We start from the raw sequence: 17941 nt of genomic DNA, 5'->3' as shown, positions 1-17941 counted from the left end.
CACGTGACCGACCACCCCGCCCGTCCCGCTCCAGTGTCGACGCGACATTGACACCCCGTCAAGGGGCGCATACCGTTCCCGGCCCATAAGGGGTGTCGGGTGGACCAGCCCTCTCGCATGCGCTCATGCCCGCGGTGGCGACCCTCGCGCGTCGCGCCGACCCAAGCCCCTGGAGTGCCCGGATGCGTCGTACAGCTTCCCCGTTTTCCCTGATCCTGCTGGGTCTCGGCACCTTCCTGCTGGTGCTGGCCCCCCTGCTGGCCTGGTACGTGAAACCCCGGGCGGCGGTCAATCCCGTCGACATCGACACCACCGCGGTCTACACCGGCCGGGGCAGCGTGTTCGACACCGGGAGGATCGAGACCGTGCCGGACCAGCGGATCACCGTCACCCAGCGGGTGCGCGGCGACGTCGAGGCGAGCGAACGCAGCGGGAACGCCGTGTGGGACGTGATCACCTCGGTCGACACGGACGACTCGCTGCCCGCCGCGGACCCGCACGACGCCCTGGACTTCAACCCGCACCGCTGGGTGCTGGACCGCCGCACCACCAAGCCCGTGCACTGCTGCGGGGAGACGCCGCGCATCGAGGGCGAGGCGTACCTGAAGTTCCCCTTCGACGTGCAGAAACGCTCCTACCAGTGGTGGGACAACACGCTCGGGGACACCGTCGTGATGAAGTACCGGGGCACCAAGAAGGTGCAGGGCTACACCGGTTACCGGTTCACCGGGTCGGTGCCGCCCACCAAGGCCGGCACCCGGCTGGTGCCGGGCAGCATCGTGGACCAGCCGGACCGGCCGCAGGTGCTGGCCGAGGAGTGGTACTCCAACCACGGCGTGGAGCTGGTCGTGGACCAGCGCACCGGCCGGGTGATCTACGCGCAGACCGGGCCGAAGCGTACGCTGCGCGCGCCCGGCGCGGACGAGGACGCGGCGGTGCTGCTGGACGCCGAGAAGATCGCGTTCACCCCCGAGACGCAGCGCGAGGCGGTGCGGCAGGCCGAGCGGGACAGCGGGCGGCTGCGCATGGTGGGCGAGACGCTGCCGGTGGGCGCCGTGGTGGCCGGTTCGGTGCTGGCGGTCGCCGGAGGGCTCCTGGTGGCCCGTGGGCGAAAGGAAGAGGACCGGCCCGATTCCACCGGTACGCCCGAAACGCCCCAGCCGGTACTCACACCCTGACACCGGATCGGCTTGAACAAAGCGTGAAATTGTCACATCGGTGAGTAGCCGTGGGGAACGAGGCGGCGAAAACTGTCCCACTCCACCCAAGCACTGCACGCCCGCACCCCGCGTCCCGCACGGTCCGGGGAGTCCCGCCCCGGGACCCTCCGGACCGGATCCCACCCCACCACCGACCGGACCACCCGCGCCACCGATCCCGCCCGCCGCACACCGGCGCACCCCACCGCGCCGGCTCCCGGCACCGCGTTCCCCACGCCAACGTTCCGCACTCCGAGACGAGTTGGAGCACCGATGCCCCAGCACGTGCCGTCCCACCCTCCCCTGCCGGCCCCGGCCGGACGGGGGGACTCCCCGCGCGCCGCGTCCGTCACCGCGGCGGCGCCCGCTCCGGCGCTCCCCCCGCATCCGCGCCGGATCGTCTTCCTCGCCCACCGCGACCTGGACAACCCGTCGGCCGGCGGCTCCGAGCTGCTGGTGGACCGGCTGGCCGGCGGTCTGACCCGGCTGGGTCACCAGGTCACCCTGCTGTGCGGGGGCCCCGCCTCCTTCCGCGACTACCGCGTGGTGTCGGCGGGCGGCACCTACGGCCACTACCTGCGGGCCCGTTCCGCCTTCGCCCGCCAGGTCGGCGACTGCGACCTGCTGGTCGAGGTGTGCAACGGCATGCCGTACCTGGCCCCGCTGTGGCACCGCGGGCCCACCCTGTGCCTGGTCAACCACGTGCACACCGACCTGTGGCCGATGCGGTTCGGCGGCCCCCTGGCCCCGGCCGCGCGGCTCGGACGGCGCCTGGAGCACTGGGCGCTGACCGGGGCGCGCCGGCGCGGCCTGCTGGTCGCCGTCTCCCCGTCCACCGCGGACGCGCTGAGCGGGATCGGGGTGCGGCGCGACCGGATCCGGGTCGTGCACAACGGTGTGGAGGAACCCGGCCCGCGCACCGCCCGCTCCGCCGAGCCGCTGTTCGTGGCGGTGGGCCGGCTGGTCGAGTACAAGCGCATCGACCTGCTGCTGCGGCTGTGGGAACGGGTCCGCCCGGTCACCGGCGGCCGGCTGGTGATCGTCGGCGACGGGCCGGAGCGGGAGCGCCTGGAGCGCCTGGCCGGACCGGGTGTCGAGTTCACCGGACACGTCTCCGAGGCCGAGAAGCACCGGCTGCTGTGCGCGGCCTGGCTGCTGCTGCACCCGTCCGCGGTGGAGGGCTGGGGCCTGGTGGTCACCGAGGCCGCCGCCCGCCGCACCCCGGCCGTCGCCTTCGACGTGCCGGGCCTGCGGGACTCCGTGGTGGACGGCGAGACCGGCGTCCTGGCCTCCGGCGAGTCCTCCTTCGCGGCGGCCTGGTGCACCCTGGCCCTGTCCGGGGCCCGCCGGGAACGCATGGGCGAGGCCGCCCGGGACCACGCCGCCCGGTTCCGCTGGGACCGCACGGTCCGTCAGTTCCGCGCGGTCGCGACCGAGGCGGTGCGGAGCTGGCAGCCATGAGCGGCAGAGGGCGGAAGGACCCCTCGATACGCCGTTCCCTCGCCCTCTTCCGCGCCTTCCTGCGCGAGCAGGAGGACCCCGACGCCTGCTACACGCTGCTCGCCCGGGACGCCGCCGACCAGGTCGAGGCGTACGACGGTCCGGTGGCCGGCCGGGTCGTCGTGGACGTCGGCGGCGGCAGCGGGCACTTCACCCGGGAGTTCCGCGCCCGGGGCGCCCAGGCGCACCTGTTCGAGCCCGACGTGCGGGAGCTCGCGGAGAAGCCGCCCGAGGGGACCGTGATCGCCGACGGCTACCTGCTGCCGCTGTGCGACGGTGCCGCGGACGTCACCTTCTCCTCCAACGTGCTGGAGCACGTGGCCGATCCGCAGACCTTCCTCAGCGAACTGGTCCGGGTCACCCGGCCCGGCGGGCTGATCTACGTCTCCTTCACCAACTGGCTGTCGCCGTGGGGCGGGCACGAGTGGGCCCCCTGGCACTACCTCGGCGCCGAGCGGGCCCGTGCCCGCTACCGGCGCCGCACCGGCAGGCCCGCCAAGCACCGGCTCGGCGAGAACCTGTTCCGCGTGCACATCGGCAGCACCCTGCGGCTGGTGCGCGCCCGCGACGACGTGACGCTCGTGTCGGCGCGGTCCCGCTACTGGCCCTTCCTCACCGAGACCGTGGTGGCAGTGCCCGGTCTGCGCGAGTTCGCTACCTGGAACCTCCTTCTCATCCTCCGGCGGTGTCCCGAATGACGACCACGGTCCAGGCTCCCCCTCCGGCAGCCGTCCCGACGCGCGCGGCCAGCGCGGGCCCTCCCGAGGGCCCGCGCTCGCGCCGCTGGCTGCTGGGCTTCTGGGCGGTGGTGTTCGCCCTGCTGCTCGCGGTGCAGCCGGGACGGCAGACCTTCGACACCAAGCTGGGCGTGACGGTCGACCCGGGCCAGTTCCTCGAGGACCTCGGCCAGTTGTGGCACGACCGGAACGGCTTCGGCGGCATCCAGGACCAGTACATCGGCTACGTGTGGCCGATGCTGCCGTTCCACTGGCTGGCCGACCTGGTGAACCTGCCGGTGTGGCTGGCGGAGCGGCTGTGGATGTCGCTGATCGTGGCGGTCGCGTTCTGGGGCGCGCTGCGCCTGGCGGAACGGCTGCGGGTGGGCAGCGGCGCCTCCCGGCTGCTCGCGGCGGCCGCGTACGCGACCTGGCCGGTGTTCACCGCCGTCATCGGCTCCACCTCGGCGGCCGCGCTGCCCGGCGCGTTCCTGCCGTGGGTGCTGCTGCCGCTGGCCGACGAACGGTACACGGCCCGGGTCGCCGCGCTGCGCTCGGCGCTGATCGTGCCCTTCATGGGCGGCGTCAACGCGGCCTCCACGCTGGCGTCCCTGCTGCCCGTCGGCCTGTACCTGCTGTCCCGCCCGCGCGGGCCGCGGCAGCGCAAGCTGATCGCCTGGTGGACCCCGGCGATGATCGTGGCGACGGCGTGGTGGTGGGTCCCGCTGCTCCTGCTGGGCGTCTACGGCGAGAACTTCCTGCCGTTCATCGAGACCGCGAAGACCACCACCGACACCATGTCCGCCACCGAGGCACTGCGCGGCGGCGGCAACTGGGTCGCCTACCTGCACTTCGGTGAGGCGTGGCTGCCGGCCGGCTGGACCGTCACCTCCTCGGTGCTGGTGATCGTCTGCTCGGCCCTCGCGGCCGGCTTCGGGCTCGCGGGCCTGGCCCGGCGGGACATGCCGGAGCGGCGCTGGCTGGTGCTGACCGTGCTGGTGACGGCGCTGATCCTGCTCGCCGGGTACGGCGGCGCGTTCGGCGCGCCCTTCCACGGTGTGGTGCAGGACTGGCTCGACGGCTGGCTGGCCCCGTTCCGCAACATCTACAAGTTCCAGACCGGCCTGGCGCTGGCGCTGGTGCTGGGGCTGGCCCACCTGGTGGGCGCGGCAGCCGCCGGGGCGCGCGGCGGGCGCCCGGTGCGCGGCCGGCGCTTCGCACCGCTGGCGGCAGCGGTGCTGGTGCTGCCGGGGCTGGTGTTCCCGTACCTCAACGGCTCGATCCTCAACGCCGGTTCGTTCCAGGAGATCCCCAAGTACTGGTACGCCACCGCCGACTGGCTGAAGAAGCACTCGCCCGACTCCCGGGCCCTGGTCGTCCCGGCGACCGCGCACGGCATCCACACCTGGGGCTCGACCATCGACCAGCCGCTGGACGTGGTCGCCGCGTCCCGCTGGGCGCAGCGCGACTACGTGCCGTTCGGCACGCCCGGCAACCGGCGGGCCATGGACGCCGTCGAACAGGCCCTGCTGACCGGCTCCGAGGTGCCGGGGCTGGCCGACTACCTGAGCCGCGCGGGCGTCTTCCACGTGGTGGTCCGCAACGACCTCGACCCGGACCAGATCGGCCAGGTGCCGACGGCGGTCGTCAAGCGCACCCTGGAGCAGTCCGGGTACCAGCGGGTCGAGGGGCTCGGGCCGGTGATGACCGGCGGGGTCATCGCGCAGGACGCCCCGCTGGCGGTGGAGGGCCTGTACCCGCGGCAGCGGGCGGTGGAGATCTACCGCCCGGCCGGAGCGGACGTCCCGCGTCCGGGCCCGGCGGGACTCGCGCCGGTCGCGGACACCGCCGTGGTCTCCGGCGGGCCCGAGGCACTGCTGCCGCTGGCGGACTCGCTGCGCGGCCGGCCGGCCGTGCTGACCGGCGACCGGCACCCGGGGCTCGGTACCGCGCCGGTGCAGGTCCACGGCGACGGCATGCGGTACGCGGACACCCGGTTCGGCCTGGTCAACGCCAACACCTCGTACACGTACACCCGCGACGAACGCAACGCCCCGGACGCGGAGCAGGATCCGGGTGAACGTCCGCGGCAGATCCTGCCCACCGAGGGCCTGCGCCACCAGACGGTGGCCGAACTGCGGGGGGCGGAGTCGGTGACCGCGTCCTCGTACGGCAACTGGCTGTTCCACCTGCCCCAGTACGACCCGGTGAACGCCTTCGACGGCAACCCGGACACCGCCTGGGCGGAGGGCTCGGCCGAGTCGCCCGACGGGCAGTGGCTGCGGATCGCCTTCGACGAGGACGACTACGCGATGCCGGACGCGATCGGTGTCCTGCCGCTGCCGCAGGACGGCGTGCGGGCGGCCCCGACCCGGGTGCGGGTGGAGACCGAGAAGGGTTCGGTCACCTCCTTCGTCCAGGCCAACGGCAAGAAGCAGCGGATCCGGGCGCCCGAGGGCCCGACGTCCTGGATGAAGCTCACCATCGTCGGCTCGACCGCCGAGCGCCCCGGCCTGACCGGGGCGGGTTTCGCCGAGATCGAGCTGCCGGACGTGCAGGTGACCCGGCTGCTGCGGCTGCCCGAGGACGCGGAGAGCTCCACCTCCCCCGTCCAGATGGTGTCGCTGCACCGGGCCGCCGACCCGACCGGGCTGTCCGTGAGCGGCAGCGAGGCCGGGCTGCACCGGGCGTTCACCACCGGCACCGCGGGCACGTACGAGGTGTCCGCGAAGGCGGTGGCCATCCCGGGCGAGGCACTGGACCGGCTGCTGTACGAGGTGGCACCGGAACAGCGCCGGCGCGTCGTGGCCACCGCGGACTCCACCGCGCGCCTCGGCGCCGGACTGTCGGCGCGCAACCTCACCGACGGGGACCTGACCACGGCGTGGATCGCGGGCGAACGGCCCACGTTCCACCTGAGCTGGTCCGGCAAGGAGGAGATCGGCGAGCTGGTGCTGCCGCCCGCCGGGGGCCTGTCGGCCAGAGCGGCCGAGGTGCACATCAGCTCACCGGACGGCGCGGCGATCGCCGCCGTCGACGAGACCGGCATGGTCCGCTTCCCGCCGATCACCACCGACCGGCTGGACATCACCGTCACCCAGACCGCCCCGCTGACCCTGCACAACCCGGTCGTCGACGACGACCTGCAGCTGCCGGTCGGCCTGACCGAGGCGTACCTCCCGGCCCTGGAGGACGAGACCCGCACCGAACAGCCGTCGCCCAACCGCGCGTTCTCCCTGGAGTGCGGCAAGGGGCCCGTGGTGGCGGTGGACGGCCGGCTGTACGAGACGGCCGTGGCGGGCACCGTGGGCGACCTCACCGAGCGCCGGCAGGTCGACGTGACGCTCTGCCAGGGCGGCGAGTCCGCCTCCGGGCTGGAGCTGTCGGCCGGGGAGCACCTGGTGGAGGGCGGGGACGCCGGGCCGCTGGTGCTGACCGACGTCACCCTCGTCCGGGGCACCGCCCCGCAGCCCGCGACGACCGGCCGGGACCTGGAGATCCGGGACTGGCTCGGTGACCAGCGGGAGGTGACGGTCGGTTCGGGCGCGGCGTCGTACCTGACGACGTACGAGAACTACAACGAGGGCTGGACGGCCACCCTCGACGGCAAGGAGCTGACCCCGCTGCGGCTGGACGGCTGGCAGCAGGGCTGGCGGATCCCGGCGGGCGAGGGCGGCACCGTGAAGCTGTCCTACGGCCCGGCCACCACCTACGACGCCGCGCTGATCGGCAGCGGCGCCGGGATCGCGGTGCTGATCGGGCTGGTGCTGTGGCGCCGCCGGGCCGCGAACCCGGACGCCCCGCAGCCGGTGCCCCCGCAGCCGGGGCTGTGGCTGGGCGCGGTGGCGCTGACCCTGGTCGCCGTGGTCGTGGCGGGCTGGTGGGCGCTGCTGGTGCCGGCGCTGGCGGTGCTCGCGGCGCGGCGGCACACGCTGCTGGTGCCGGTCGCGCTGGTGTCCCTCGCCGGGGCGGGCGTGGCGGCGGCCCTGGGGGCCGGCGAGCCGGTGGGCGCGGGCTCCGGGGCCTTCGGGCACGTCGCCCAGCTCCTCGCGCTGATCGGCCTGTTCGCGGCCCTGGTGGGCATCGGTGAGGCGCCCGGCCGGGCGGCCGGGCGGGAACCCGGCGGCGCCGGGGACCGGGACGCGGGGACGACGGAGGTCCTGCCGCCCGTCCCGGCGACGGCGCCCCCGCCGCCGCCCCCGGTCCGGACGGACGGCACCCGGCGGGACGCCGAGGGAAGGGGGGAGCCCGGATGACCGCACCCCTGCGCATCCCGTTCCCGGTGGTGGACGAGGTCTCCCGGCACTGCGCCCAGGAGGCGGAGCCGGAGACCGTCCACATCGAGGTGCACCTGCCGGGACGGCTGGACAAGGACCGGCTGCGCAAGGCGTTCACCGAGGCGCTGCGCCGGCACCCGCGCGTCCTGATGCGCGAGGCCCGGGGCCCCTGGTACCGGCGGCGCTACGAGTGGGAGCTGACGGACGGCCCGGACGTGGAGGTGGTGACCTTCGCGCCGCCGGGCGCCGCCGCCCTCCGGGACGCGCGCACCCGGGCGCTCACCGACGCGCCCCCGCTCACCGCGTCCCCGCCGGTCCGCCTGGAGGTGGTCCCCGCCGGGGCCCCCTCCGGCGGCCGGGCGGGCGGTGGGGAGGGGGACTCCCCCGCCCCGCCGCCGGGCGGCACCGCGCTGGTCCTCACCCTCAACCACACCGCCCTGGACGGTCCCGCCTGCCTGCGGATCGTCGCCACCGCCGCGGAGATCTACGGCGGCCGGGACAACGCCCCGGCGGCTCCGCCCGTACGGCCGGCCGACCGGCCGCAGGCGCCGCCCGACCTGCCGTCGAACTGGTCGCCGCCCGCCCGGGTGGCCCCCGGGCGGCCCGGGACGGTGCCCGGCAACGGGCTGCTGGTCACCGAGCTGACGCTGCCGCACCGGCCCCAGGGCTCCCCGTACACCGTCAACGACCAGCTGATGGCCGCCACCGCGCTGACCCTGGTGCACTGGAACCGGGAGCACGGCGCCCGGCCCCGCCCGCTGCGCATCACCATGCCGGTGGACGACCGCCCCCGGGACGCCGGCATGCCCATCGGCAACGGCACCCGGCTGGTGGAGGTGCCCTTCGCGCCGGAGGAACTGGACCCGGCCCTGATGCCGGAGCTGCTGCGGCGCACCGCCCGGCGCACCCGCGCCCTGAAGGCCCTGTCCCGGCCGCAGCTCGGGCACGGCGCCGCCCTGCTCACCGCGCCCTGGGCCCCGGTGGCGTGCCGGGCCGTCCTCACCCGCGCCCTGCGGCGCACGGCGGCGCCGTGGACGTCGACGACCCTGCTGAGCAACATCGGCCGGATCCCCTATCCGCTGGACTTCGGCGAGGAGGCGGGCCGCGCGCTCGCGGTGTGGTTCTCCGCACCGGCCCGGATGCCCCGCGGCCTGACCTTCACCACCGCGTCCACGGCGGGCCGGCTGCACCTGTCCCTGCGCTGGTCGCGCACGCTGCTCGGCCACGGCGACGCCGTCCGGCTGCGGGAGCTGTTCACGCACTACCTGCACGCGACGGAGGCGACGCCGTGACCACCACCGCTGCCCCGCCCCCCGGTCTGCGGGACTTCTACGAGAACCCGGCGGTGCCGGTGGCCTCCGGCGCCTCCCGCAGCCGCCGCCAGGCCCGGATGCTGGCCCGCGCGCTCGGCCCGGCCGGGCCCGGCGGCGCGCGGACGGTCCTGGACATCGGCTGCGGGGACGGCACGGCCGCCGCCACCGCCGCCCCCTTCCTGCGCGGTCACCGCCTCGTCGGCGTCGACTGGTCGCAGGACGCGCTGGCCCGCGCCCGCACCCGGCTGCCGTACGCGGTGCGCGGTGAACTCACCGACGGCGGGCTGCCGTTCGCGGACGCCTCGGCCGACGCGGTGTTGTTCAGCGAGGTGCTCGAACACCTCGTGGACCCGGACGCGGCGCTGGACGAGATCCGCCGGGTGCTGCGCCCCGGCGGCCATCTGATGCTGTCCACGCCGAACCTGGCCGCCTGGTACAACCGGGCGCTGCTGCTGGCCGGGGTGCAGCCGGTGTTCTCCGAGGTCAGCCTGCGCGGCATCCACGGCCGGCCGGGCAGCGAGGTGGTGGGCCACCTGCGGCTGTACACCGCCCGCGCGCTGCGGGAGTTCGTCGCCGCGTCCGGCTTCACCGTGGTGGCGCTGAGGGGCGCCCCCTTCCACGGGGTGCCGCGCCCGCTGCGCGCGGTGGACCGGCTCGCCTGCGCGCGGCCACCGCTCGCGTCGATCCTGCTGCTGCACGCACGCCGGACGTGAGGGGGGCGGGGGGCCATGTGGTGGGGAGTGGTCGCGGCCCTGTCGGCGAACGTCCTGTACAGCGCCGGTTTCGTCCTGGAGAAGCGGGCGCTCGGCGCTCTGCCCGAGGTGTCGGTCCGCCGGCCGGCCCGGCTGTTGCGGCTGGTGCTCGGCAGCCCGCTGTGGATCGGCGGCTCGCTGGCGCTGGCGGCCGGGTTCGCCGCCCAGCTCGTGGTGTACGCCACGCTGCCGATCGCCGCCGCGCAGGGCATCTTCGTGTCGGGACTGGTGCTGCTGGTGCTGCTGTCGGCGCGGCTGCTGGGCGAGGAGACCAGCGGCCGGGAGCGGTACGCGCTGGGCGCCATCCTGCTGGCGCTGCTGATGGTCGTGCTGTCGCTGCGCGAGGGGGGCGCGGACGCCGACACGGTCGGCCGGGACGCCCCCCACCCGCTGATCCTGCTGGTGTGCGTGCCCGCGCTGGCGGCCGGGGTGGGGCTGTACGGATCGGCCGAGCGCAACGCCCGCCGCCGGCACCGCCGTCCGACGACCGGCGTGGAGTACGGCGTGGCCGTGGGCCTGCTCTACGGCGTCAGCTCGCTGGCCGTCAAGGGCGTGTCGAGCCACCTGACGACCGGTGGCATCGGCAGTGCGGTGCCGGCCCTGCTGCGCTCGCCGTACCCGTATCTGCTGCTGTTCACCGCGGTGTTCGGTCTGGTGATGTCGCAGGCGGCGCTCCAGCGCAGCCGGGCGTCGCTGATCGTGCCGGTGTGCACGACCGTGTCCTGCCTGTTCACCGCCGTGCTGGGCACGCTGTCGTTCGGCGAGGAACTGCCGGACGAGCCGCTGCGGCTGGCCCTGCGGGTGGCGGGCACCCTGCTCGCCGTCGCCGTGCTGCTCGCCATGCCCAAGCACGACACCGCTCCGCAGTCCCCCGCCCCCGCCGAGGAGTTGACCCCGCCGTGAAAGCCGACGACCCGCTGCTGAGGATCCTCGCCTGCCCGCTCGACAAGGGCCCGCTGGACCTGCTCGCCGCCGACACCGACCGCGAGGAGGCCCTGTACAACCCGCGGCTGCGCCGCCGCTACCCCATCGTCGACGGCATCCCGCAACTGCTGCCGTCCTCCGGGGAGCAGGTGTCCGCCGAGGAGCACGAGAAGCTGCTGCTGACCCGGGTGACCGCGGGCGGGGACGCCGGCGGGCCGGGGGACGGCGACGCCGGGGAGGCCGCCGGCCCCGGCGACGGCGGGCCGGACGACGGGACCGGGGCGCGGCCGGGGGCCGCGCCGTGAGCGACCGCACGGTGGCCGCGCGGCTGGCCTCCGTCCTGCCCGGCCGGGTGGTGGCCGCGGCGGCCCGGGCCGTCTATCCGCGCTTCGAGCCGGAACTGGCCCGGCTGCCCGACCTGTGCCCGCCGGACTGCGGCACGGCGGTCGACGTGGGCGGCTGGTACGGCCCCTGGACGCACCGCCTGGCCGCCCGGGCCCGGCGCGTGGTGACCGTGGAGCCGGTCCCCCGGCTGGCCCGGCTGCTCGCCGCCGGCGCCCCGCCCAACGTCCGGGTGGTGCGCGCCGCCGCCTCCGACCGGCCCGGCGTCGCCCGCCTGTGGCTGCCCCCCGGCGACCGGGGCGAGCGGGGCGTGTCGTCCCTGGTGCGGCGGGACATCCACGGCGACGCCGTCGACGTCACCTGCGTCGCGCTGGACGGCCTCGGCCTGACGGACGTCGGCTTCGTCAAGATCGACGTGGACGGCAACGAACTCGCGGTGCTGCGCGGCGCGACCGGGATCCTCACCCGCGACCGGCCCGCGCTCTTCGTGGAGCTGGAGGCCCGGATCCAGCCCGTCGGCCCGGTCGTCACCCACCTGTCCGAGCTGGGCTACGACGGCTGGGTGCTGCCCGCCGGCGACTGGATCCCGCTGTCCCGGTTCCCGCTGGAGGCGCACCAGGCCCGCTCCTGCCACGTCGCCACCCACGGCCTGCTCCGCCGGGTGCTGCCCCGCGGCCTGCGCTACGTCAACTCGGTGCTGTTCCTCCCGGACGGGCGCCGCCCCGGGGGCCCGGTGCGCGACGATGGAGCACGTGCCGACCGGACGACGCCCCGCTGACCCGTTCACCCCGCTGCAGTTCCAGCTCGTCCTGCTGCGCCGGATGGCCGACTTCAACCCCGGGCCGGTGGAGGACGCCCGGCGCGCTCTGGGCGCCTCCGCCGCCGACCTGCGGGAGGCCAACCGGCGCTGGCAGGCGATGCTCCGCTCCCCGCGCCCCCGCCCGGCGCTCGACCGCTACCGGTCCGTGCTGGGCGCCCCCGAGTCCCGGACCCCGCGCCGGATCGGCGACCTCGACTGCGAGGCGTGGCGGTGGCCGCTGCCGCTCTGGCCGGACCTGCGCTTCGAGGTGCTGACGGCACCCGGCGGCGCGGTGTGGAGCGAGTGGCTGGTGCGCGCGCCGGGGGCCGCGCCGCCCGTCCTGCGCACGGTGGCCGATCTGACGCCCTGGTCCTGCACCGTCGACGAGGCCGCCCGCGCCTTCGCCCCGGCCCGCCCGCTCCAGGGCTCCGCCCCGACCCGCTGGGGCCTGGCGTTCACCGCCCCCGACGCGGACGGCGTGCCCCGGGAGGTGGCCGCGGAGTTCACCTGGGGCCTGCTCCAGCGGATCGCGGTCGGGGACCGGCGGCGGCCGTGACGATCGCGGCCGTCACCGCGGGCAGCGAGGCGGGGTGCAGCCACAGGAACAGGTTGGGCTCCACCAGCTCCAGTTCCATCACCTGCGGCCGGCCGTCCTCGTCGTCCACCAGGTCCACGCGCGCGTACAGCAGCTCCGCGGCCCCCGGCACGGCGGCCAGCGCCCGCTCGGCGACCTCGCGCTCGGCCGCACTCGGCGACCAGGGCTCCAGGCCGGGGTGCGCGCTCTTCCGGGCGTCGTAGGGCGTGCCGGGCCGCAGGACGGCGCCCTTGCGGGAGGCGTGCAGCAGGCGCCCGCCGAAGAACTGCAGCGCCCGCTCGCCGGTCCGGTCGACGGCGGTGACGTAGGGCTGCACCATCGCGGTGTACCCCTCGGCGTGCATCCGCCGCAGCTGCCGCAGGGCCGTGCCGCGCTCGTCCGGGGTGTAGCGGGCGGCGAGCCGGGCGCCCGCGCCGGAGGTGGGCTTGACGACGAACGGGTGCCCGGCCGGCAGGTCCGGCGGGTCCCCGGCCGCCAGGTAGCGGGTGGGGACGACGGGCACCCCGGCCGCGGCGAGGTCGCCGAGGTAGCGCTTGTCGGTGTTCCAGCGGACCACGTCCGCGGGGTTGGCCAGCCGGGTGAGCGTGCCGCAGCGCGCGGCCCATTCCGTGAACTCGGCGGCCCGCCAGCTGTAGTCCCAGGTGGACCGGATCACGGCGAGGTCGAAGCCGGCCCAGTCCACCGCCGGGTCGTCCCACTCCACGGCGGCCGCCTCCACCCCGGCTCCGGTCAGCTCCCGCACCAGGACCGGCAGGTCCGGGTCCTCGGCGATCCCGGGCCGGGGCCGGCACGTCACGAGGGCGACTCGGGGCACGGCGTACTCCTGTGCGGACGGGCCGGGCACCGCACGGGGTGTACGGAACCGGCGGGGCGGACGATGCCGGACGGGGCACCCTGGGCGGCCGGCGGCCTCCCGGGCAGCGCCGCCACCCGGCCGGCGGGCGGCCGTCCGGCAGGCTAGCAAGCCCCCTCGCACGGCCCCACGGCACCACCTAACGCGCCCGCCCCACGGGTGTCGCGCGGCCCCGGCCCGGGTACCCGGCGCGGCGACCGGGCACATCGGCACCCCGGTGTGCCGCCGGCTCGGAAAGGAGCCCCGCCATGAAGGCCGCGCGCTACTACGGCACGGAGGACATCCGCGTCGACGACATCCCGGAACCCGAGGTCCGGCCGGGGACCGTGAAGATCGCCCCCGCGTGGACCGGGATCTGCGGCTCCGACCTGCACGTCTACTTCGGCGGACCGGTCAGTCCCATGCCGACGGAGGGCAACCCCCACCCGCTCTCCGGCGAGGAGCCGCCGCTGGTGTTCGGCCACGAGTTCTCGGGGACCGTGGAGGAGGTCGGTGACGGGGTGGAGGGCCTGGCGCCCGGGGACTCCGTGGTCGTGGAGCCGCTGCTGGTCTGCGGGGAGTGCTTCGCCTGCCGCGAGGGCCGCTACAACATCTGCGCCAAGCTGGGCTTCATCGGCCTCTCCGGCGGCGGGGGCGGCATGTCGGAGCACATCGTCGTCGAACGGCGCTTCGTGCACCCCGTCGGTGACCTGCCGCTGGACCAGGCGGCCCTGATCGAGCCGCTGAGCGTGTCCGCGCACGCGGTCCGGCTCGCCGGCGCGGGCGAGGGCGACGTGGCCCTGGTCGGCGGCGCCGGCCCGATCGGCCTGTTCACCGCGGCCGTGCTGAAGGCCCTGGGGGCGACCGTGATCGTCAGCGAGATGAGCGGGCAGCGCAAGCAGAAGGCGAAGGACACCGGCGTCGCCGACCACGTCCTCGACCCGGGCCAGGAGGACGTCGCCGCCCGCGCGATGGAGATCACCGGCGGCAAGGGCGTCGACGTCGCCTTCGAGTGCGCGGGCGTCCAGCCGGTCCTCGACACCCTGCTGCACGCGCTGAAGGTCGGCGGGAGGCTCCAGGTCGTCGCCCTGTACGGGCAGAACCCGACCCTGGACGCGATGTCCCTGCTGTTCAAGGAGATCGAGATCCAGGGCAGCATGGGGTACGCGGACGACCACCCGGCCGTGATCCGCATGGTGCAGGAGGGCCGCATCGACCTCGCCCCCTTCATCACCCGGCGCATCGCCGTCGAGGACCTCGCCACGGAGGGCATGCGGCGGCTGGTGGACCACAAGGACGAGGAAGTGAAGATCCTCGTCCACATGTAGGCGCCCCTTAGCGCGTCGGCGGCGGCCGGCCGGTGATCACGCCCGATCCGGAGCCGGGTCCGGAGCCGGGTGCGGAGCACCCCCTTGGGTAGGGACCCTGCGGCACCGCCCAGAATCACCGGTACCGCCCCTCACCGGCCACCGACCCGAGGAGTCCGACGCGTGTCCAGTCTTTTCCCCGCCCTGACCGGCGCCCCGGCCGACCGGCCCGCCCTGCGGTTCGACGGCTGTTCCCTGACCTACGGGGACCTCGCCGCGGCGACCGCCGCCGTCGCGGGCGGGCTGCGGACGGCGCGTCGGGTCGCCGTGTGGGCGACGCCCGGAGCCGAGACCGCGGTCGCCGTCGTCGGGGCGCTGCGCGCCGGGGTGGCCGTGGTGCCGCTCAACCCGGCGTCGGGCGACCGGGAGCTCGGCCACATCCTCGCCGACAGCGCCCCCGACCTGGTGCTGGCCCCGGCCGGAGCGGACCTGCCCGGCCCGCTCGCGCACCTGCCCCGCCGCACGGTCGACGTGACGGACCGCCACGCCCTGGACGGCCACCTCCCCGGGGACAACGGGGCCGGCGGCGAGGACCCGGCCCTGGTCGTCTACACCTCCGGCACCACCGGCCCGCCCAAGGGCGCCGTGATCCCCCGCCGCGCCGTCGCCGTCACCCTGGACGCGCTGGCCGACGCCTGGCGGTGGACCGGCGACGACGTACTGGTGCACGGGCTGCCGCTGTTCCACGTGCACGGCCTGGTGCTGGGGGTGCTGGGCCCGCTGCGCCGGGGCGGGTCGCTGCGCCACCTGGGCCGGTTCAGCACCGACGGCGTGGCCCGCGAGCTGGCCGCCGGCGCGACCATGCTGTTCGGGGTGCCGACGATGTACCACCGCATCGCGGAGGCGCTGCCCGGCGACCCCGCGCTGGCCCGGGCGCTGGCCGGGGCCCGGCTGCTGGTGTCGGGCTCCGCCGCGCTGCCGGTGCACGACCACGAGCGGATCGAGAAGGCGACCGGGCGCCGGGTGATCGAGCGGTACGGCATGACGGAGACGCTGATGAACACCAGCGTCCGCGTCGACGCCCCCGCGCGCCCCGGCACGGTGGGCGTGCCGCTGCCGGGGGTGGAGCTGCGGCTGGTGGAGGAGGACGGGTCGCCGGTGACGGCGTACGACGGGGAGACCGTCGGCGAGATCCAGGTGCGCGGCCCCCACCTGTTCACCGGGTACCTCAACCGCCCCGACGCGACCGCCGCCGCCTTCACCGCCGACGGCTGGTTCCGCACCGGCGACATGGCGGTGCGCGAGGACGACGGTGCGGTGCGGATCGTCGGCCGCAAGGCCACCGACCTGATCAAGAGCGGCGGTTACAAGATCGGCGCCGGGGAGATCGAGAACGCGCTGCTGGAGCACCCGGCGGTGCGGGAGGCGGCGGTGACCGGGGAGCCGGACGCGGACCTGGGCGAGCGGATCGTGGCCTGGGTGGTCCCGGCCGATCCCCAGTCCCCGCCCGGTCTGCCGGAGCTGGCCGCTCACGTGGCCCGCCGGCTGGCCCCGCACAAGCGCCCGCGGGTGCTGCGGCTGCTCGACGCGCTGCCGCGCAACGACATGGGCAAGATCATGAAGCGGGCGCTGGACCGTGACTGACCGTCTCCCGGCCCGCGCGGTCCTCTCCCTGGTCGCCGACGACTTCGCCGGACTCCCCGCCCCCGGGGGCCGGTCCGCGCCCGACGGCCCGCTCGGCTGGCCCGGCTACGGAGCCGCCCTGGCCCGCGCCGCCGAACGCACCGGCGAGGACGAGTCGGTGGTCTGCGGCACCGGCCGGGTGGCGGGCACCCCGGCCGTGCTGGTCGCCTTCGAGTTCGGTTTCCTCGGCGGGTCGCTCGGCGAGCGCACCGGCGACCTGCTGGTCGCGGCGTACGCCCACGCCCGTGAGCACCGGCTGCCGGTGGTCGCGCTCGTCGCCACCGGCGGCAGCCGCATGCAGGAGGGCATGCTCGCGCTCACCCAGCTCCAACGCGTCGCCCGCGCCTCCGCGCTGGTCCGCCGCGCCGGGCTGCCGCAGATCGCGGTGCTCCGGGACCCGACGACCGGGGGCGGCTGGGCCACCCTCGGGGCGGGCGCCGACGTGGTCCTGGCGCTGCCCGGGGCCCAGGTGGGCTTCGCGGGCTCACGGGTCCGCCCGCCGGACGCCGACCCGGCCGCCTACACGGCCGAGGCGCAGGTGGCGGCGGGGGCGGCGGACGCGGTGGTCCGGCCGGAGGACCTGCGGGAGACCCTGGGCGGATGGCTGCGGCTGCTGACCTCCCCGTCCGCCGAACCGGCGCCGCCGCCCGCCGCGCTGGGGGCGGCCGGCCCGCCCGCCACCGGCTGGGAGGCGGTGCTCCGCGCCCGGTCCCCCGACCGCCCGCGCGCCGCCGCGTACCTGGACGCCTACTTCTCCCGCCGGCTGCCGCTGTCCGGCGACCGCGGCGGCGGCGCGGACCCCGGGGGCATGCTGTGCGGCTTCGGCACCCGCGGGCGGCGCACGGTCGCCTTCGCCGCGCAGACCGGTACGGCGACCCGTCCGGCCGGGTACCGCACCGCCGCCCGGCTGATACGGCTGGCGGACCGGCTCGGCATCCCGGTGCTGACCCTGGTGGACACCCCGGGTGCGGCCAACGACGCGGCGGCGGAGCGCGAGGGCGCCGGGGCGGCCATCGCGGACCTGTTCGCGGCGGTGGCCGAGGCCCGTACGCCGGTGACCACGCTGGTGATCGGCGAGGGCGGCTCCGGGGGCGCCCTGGCCCTGGCCGCGCCCGGCCGGACCTGGGTGACGCCGGACAGCTACTTCTCGGTGATCGGGCCGGAGATGGCGGCGGCCATCCTCAAACGCCCCTGCTCCGAGGTGGAGCTGACGGCCGACCAGCTGCGCCTGCGTCCGCAGGACCTGGTGGACCTGGGCGTGGTGCGCGGTGTCGTCGGCACCGACGCCCCCGACGGCACGGACGGCACCGACGGCACCGGCGACACCAGCTCCCCCGACCACGACCGCGACACCGGCACCTGCACCGGCACCGACCCGGACCGCGACCGCGACCGAACACACGATCACCCGTTCCCTGGAACAGGTGATCGTCGCCCATGAGAGTGCATGGGGCACGCATCGTTGACGATACTCACGGTGTGCCACCGGAGGGCTGCAGACCGTGGTCGGCACAGGTCCCATTCATGCATCACCGCAAGGAGACAGCACACTCATGAACGTTCTCACCGACGTCCTCGCCGGCCTCGTCCACTTCGTCGGCTGGCTGGTCTGACGTACGGAGGAATCCGCCCGCGGCGCCGTCCCCCCGTCCCAGGGAGGCGGCGCCGCCCGCGATTCCCGGCGCGTCCGCCCCCCGTTCAG

Annotated in this window: 13 protein-coding genes and 1 pseudogene; 13 read left to right on the top strand and 1 reads right to left on the bottom strand. The window is 75.9% G+C overall.

What is annotated here, in order from left to right; genetic code table 11:
* Positions 1-182 precede the first annotated feature (182 nt).
* The 10 genes and pseudogenes from ACSU53_RS21675 to ACSU53_RS21630 all read left to right on the top strand — a co-directional run bounded on the left by ACSU53_RS21675 (position 183) and on the right by ACSU53_RS21630 (position 12378).
* Positions 183-1178: a DUF3068 domain-containing protein gene (locus tag ACSU53_RS21675; protein WP_437030134.1), complete on the top strand. Its 996-nt coding sequence runs from the start codon at positions 183-185 to the stop codon at positions 1176-1178.
* Positions 1179-1472: 294 nt separating this feature from the next.
* Complete coding sequence (locus tag ACSU53_RS21670; protein ID WP_437030133.1) at positions 1473-2660, top strand: glycosyltransferase family 4 protein; 1188 nt, start codon at positions 1473-1475, stop codon at positions 2658-2660.
* Entirely contained in the window at positions 2657-3397 is a 741-nt protein-coding gene (locus ACSU53_RS21665; RefSeq protein WP_437030131.1) for a class I SAM-dependent methyltransferase, read from the top strand. The genes ACSU53_RS21670 and ACSU53_RS21665 overlap by 4 nt, the downstream gene beginning before the upstream one ends.
* Complete coding sequence (locus ACSU53_RS21660) at positions 3394-7671, top strand: alpha-(1->3)-arabinofuranosyltransferase domain-containing protein (protein WP_437030129.1); 4278 nt, start codon at positions 3394-3396, stop codon at positions 7669-7671. The genes ACSU53_RS21665 and ACSU53_RS21660 overlap by 4 nt, the downstream gene beginning before the upstream one ends.
* Entirely contained in the window at positions 7668-8984 is a 1317-nt protein-coding gene (locus ACSU53_RS21655; protein ID WP_437030127.1) for a condensation protein, read from the top strand. Before ACSU53_RS21660 ends, ACSU53_RS21655 begins: the two co-directional genes overlap by 4 nt.
* The gene (locus ACSU53_RS21650) at positions 8981-9718 is read left to right on the top strand and encodes a class I SAM-dependent methyltransferase (protein WP_437030125.1); all 738 of its coding nucleotides are present in this window, start codon (positions 8981-8983) and stop codon (positions 9716-9718) included. Before ACSU53_RS21655 ends, ACSU53_RS21650 begins: the two co-directional genes overlap by 4 nt.
* A 15-nt stretch (positions 9719-9733) precedes the next feature.
* A complete protein-coding gene (locus ACSU53_RS21645) occupies positions 9734-10660 on the top strand; it encodes a hypothetical protein (protein WP_437030123.1) in 927 nt (308 codons plus the stop codon).
* Positions 10657-10860: pseudogene (locus ACSU53_RS21640) on the top strand (Trm112 family protein); the annotation flags it as partial. The gene ACSU53_RS21645 and the pseudogene ACSU53_RS21640, both read left to right, overlap by 4 nt.
* Before the next feature lie 122 nt (positions 10861-10982).
* Positions 10983-11801 carry an FkbM family methyltransferase gene (locus ACSU53_RS21635; RefSeq protein ID WP_437030122.1) on the top strand — a complete coding sequence of 273 codons (819 nt, stop codon included), beginning with the start codon at positions 10983-10985 and terminating at the stop codon, positions 11799-11801.
* Positions 11767-12378 carry a hypothetical protein gene (locus tag ACSU53_RS21630; protein WP_437030120.1) on the top strand — a complete coding sequence of 204 codons (612 nt, stop codon included), beginning with the start codon at positions 11767-11769 and terminating at the stop codon, positions 12376-12378. The genes ACSU53_RS21635 and ACSU53_RS21630 overlap by 35 nt, the downstream gene beginning before the upstream one ends.
* Here ACSU53_RS21630 and ACSU53_RS21625 read toward each other — a convergent pair.
* Positions 12326-13231 carry an ATP-grasp domain-containing protein gene (locus ACSU53_RS21625; protein WP_437030118.1) on the bottom strand — a complete coding sequence of 302 codons (906 nt, stop codon included), beginning with the start codon at positions 13229-13231 and terminating at the stop codon, positions 12326-12328. The two genes, ACSU53_RS21630 and ACSU53_RS21625, sit on opposite strands and share 53 nt — an antisense overlap.
* 287 nt (positions 13232-13518) lie before the next feature.
* Here ACSU53_RS21625 and ACSU53_RS21620 point away from each other — a divergent pair, with 287 nt between their 5' ends.
* The 3 genes from ACSU53_RS21620 to ACSU53_RS21610 all read left to right on the top strand — a co-directional run bounded on the left by ACSU53_RS21620 (position 13519) and on the right by ACSU53_RS21610 (position 17680).
* The gene (locus tag ACSU53_RS21620) at positions 13519-14577 is read left to right on the top strand and encodes a 2,3-butanediol dehydrogenase (RefSeq protein ID WP_437030117.1); all 1059 of its coding nucleotides are present in this window, start codon (positions 13519-13521) and stop codon (positions 14575-14577) included.
* 162 nt (positions 14578-14739) lie between these two features.
* Positions 14740-16200, top strand: coding sequence for an acyl-CoA synthetase (locus ACSU53_RS21615; protein ID WP_437030115.1), 1461 nt, complete (start codon positions 14740-14742; stop codon positions 16198-16200).
* Positions 16193-17680: a carboxyl transferase domain-containing protein gene (locus ACSU53_RS21610; protein ID WP_437030113.1), complete on the top strand. Its 1488-nt coding sequence runs from the start codon at positions 16193-16195 to the stop codon at positions 17678-17680. The genes ACSU53_RS21615 and ACSU53_RS21610 overlap by 8 nt, the downstream gene beginning before the upstream one ends.
* Positions 17681-17941 lie beyond the last annotated feature (261 nt).

It is taken from the genome of Streptomyces sp. enrichment culture, from assembly GCF_964273255.1.
In the GTDB taxonomy this organism is placed as follows: domain Bacteria; phylum Actinomycetota; class Actinomycetes; order Streptomycetales; family Streptomycetaceae; genus Streptomyces.
Note: the sequence above shows the minus strand (reverse complement) of the source record. Positions and strands in the feature narration are given on the sequence as shown.

Excerpts from the sequence above, each read along its gene's own strand:
- ACSU53_RS21675 (WP_437030134.1), top strand. The coding sequence starts at position 183 with ATGCGTCGTACAGCTTCCCCGTTTTCCCTGATCCTGCTGGGTCTCGGC.
- ACSU53_RS21670 (WP_437030133.1), top strand. The coding sequence starts at position 1,473 with ATGCCCCAGCACGTGCCGTCCCACCCTCCCCTGCCGGCCCCGGCCGGA.
- ACSU53_RS21665 (WP_437030131.1), top strand. The coding sequence starts at position 2,657 with ATGAGCGGCAGAGGGCGGAAGGACCCCTCGATACGCCGTTCCCTCGCC.
- ACSU53_RS21660 (WP_437030129.1), top strand. The coding sequence starts at position 3,394 with ATGACGACCACGGTCCAGGCTCCCCCTCCGGCAGCCGTCCCGACGCGC.
- ACSU53_RS21655 (WP_437030127.1), top strand. The coding sequence starts at position 7,668 with ATGACCGCACCCCTGCGCATCCCGTTCCCGGTGGTGGACGAGGTCTCC.
- ACSU53_RS21645 (WP_437030123.1), top strand. The coding sequence starts at position 9,734 with ATGTGGTGGGGAGTGGTCGCGGCCCTGTCGGCGAACGTCCTGTACAGC.
- ACSU53_RS21630 (WP_437030120.1), top strand. The coding sequence starts at position 11,767 with ATGGAGCACGTGCCGACCGGACGACGCCCCGCTGACCCGTTCACCCCG.
- ACSU53_RS21620 (WP_437030117.1), top strand. The coding sequence starts at position 13,519 with ATGAAGGCCGCGCGCTACTACGGCACGGAGGACATCCGCGTCGACGAC.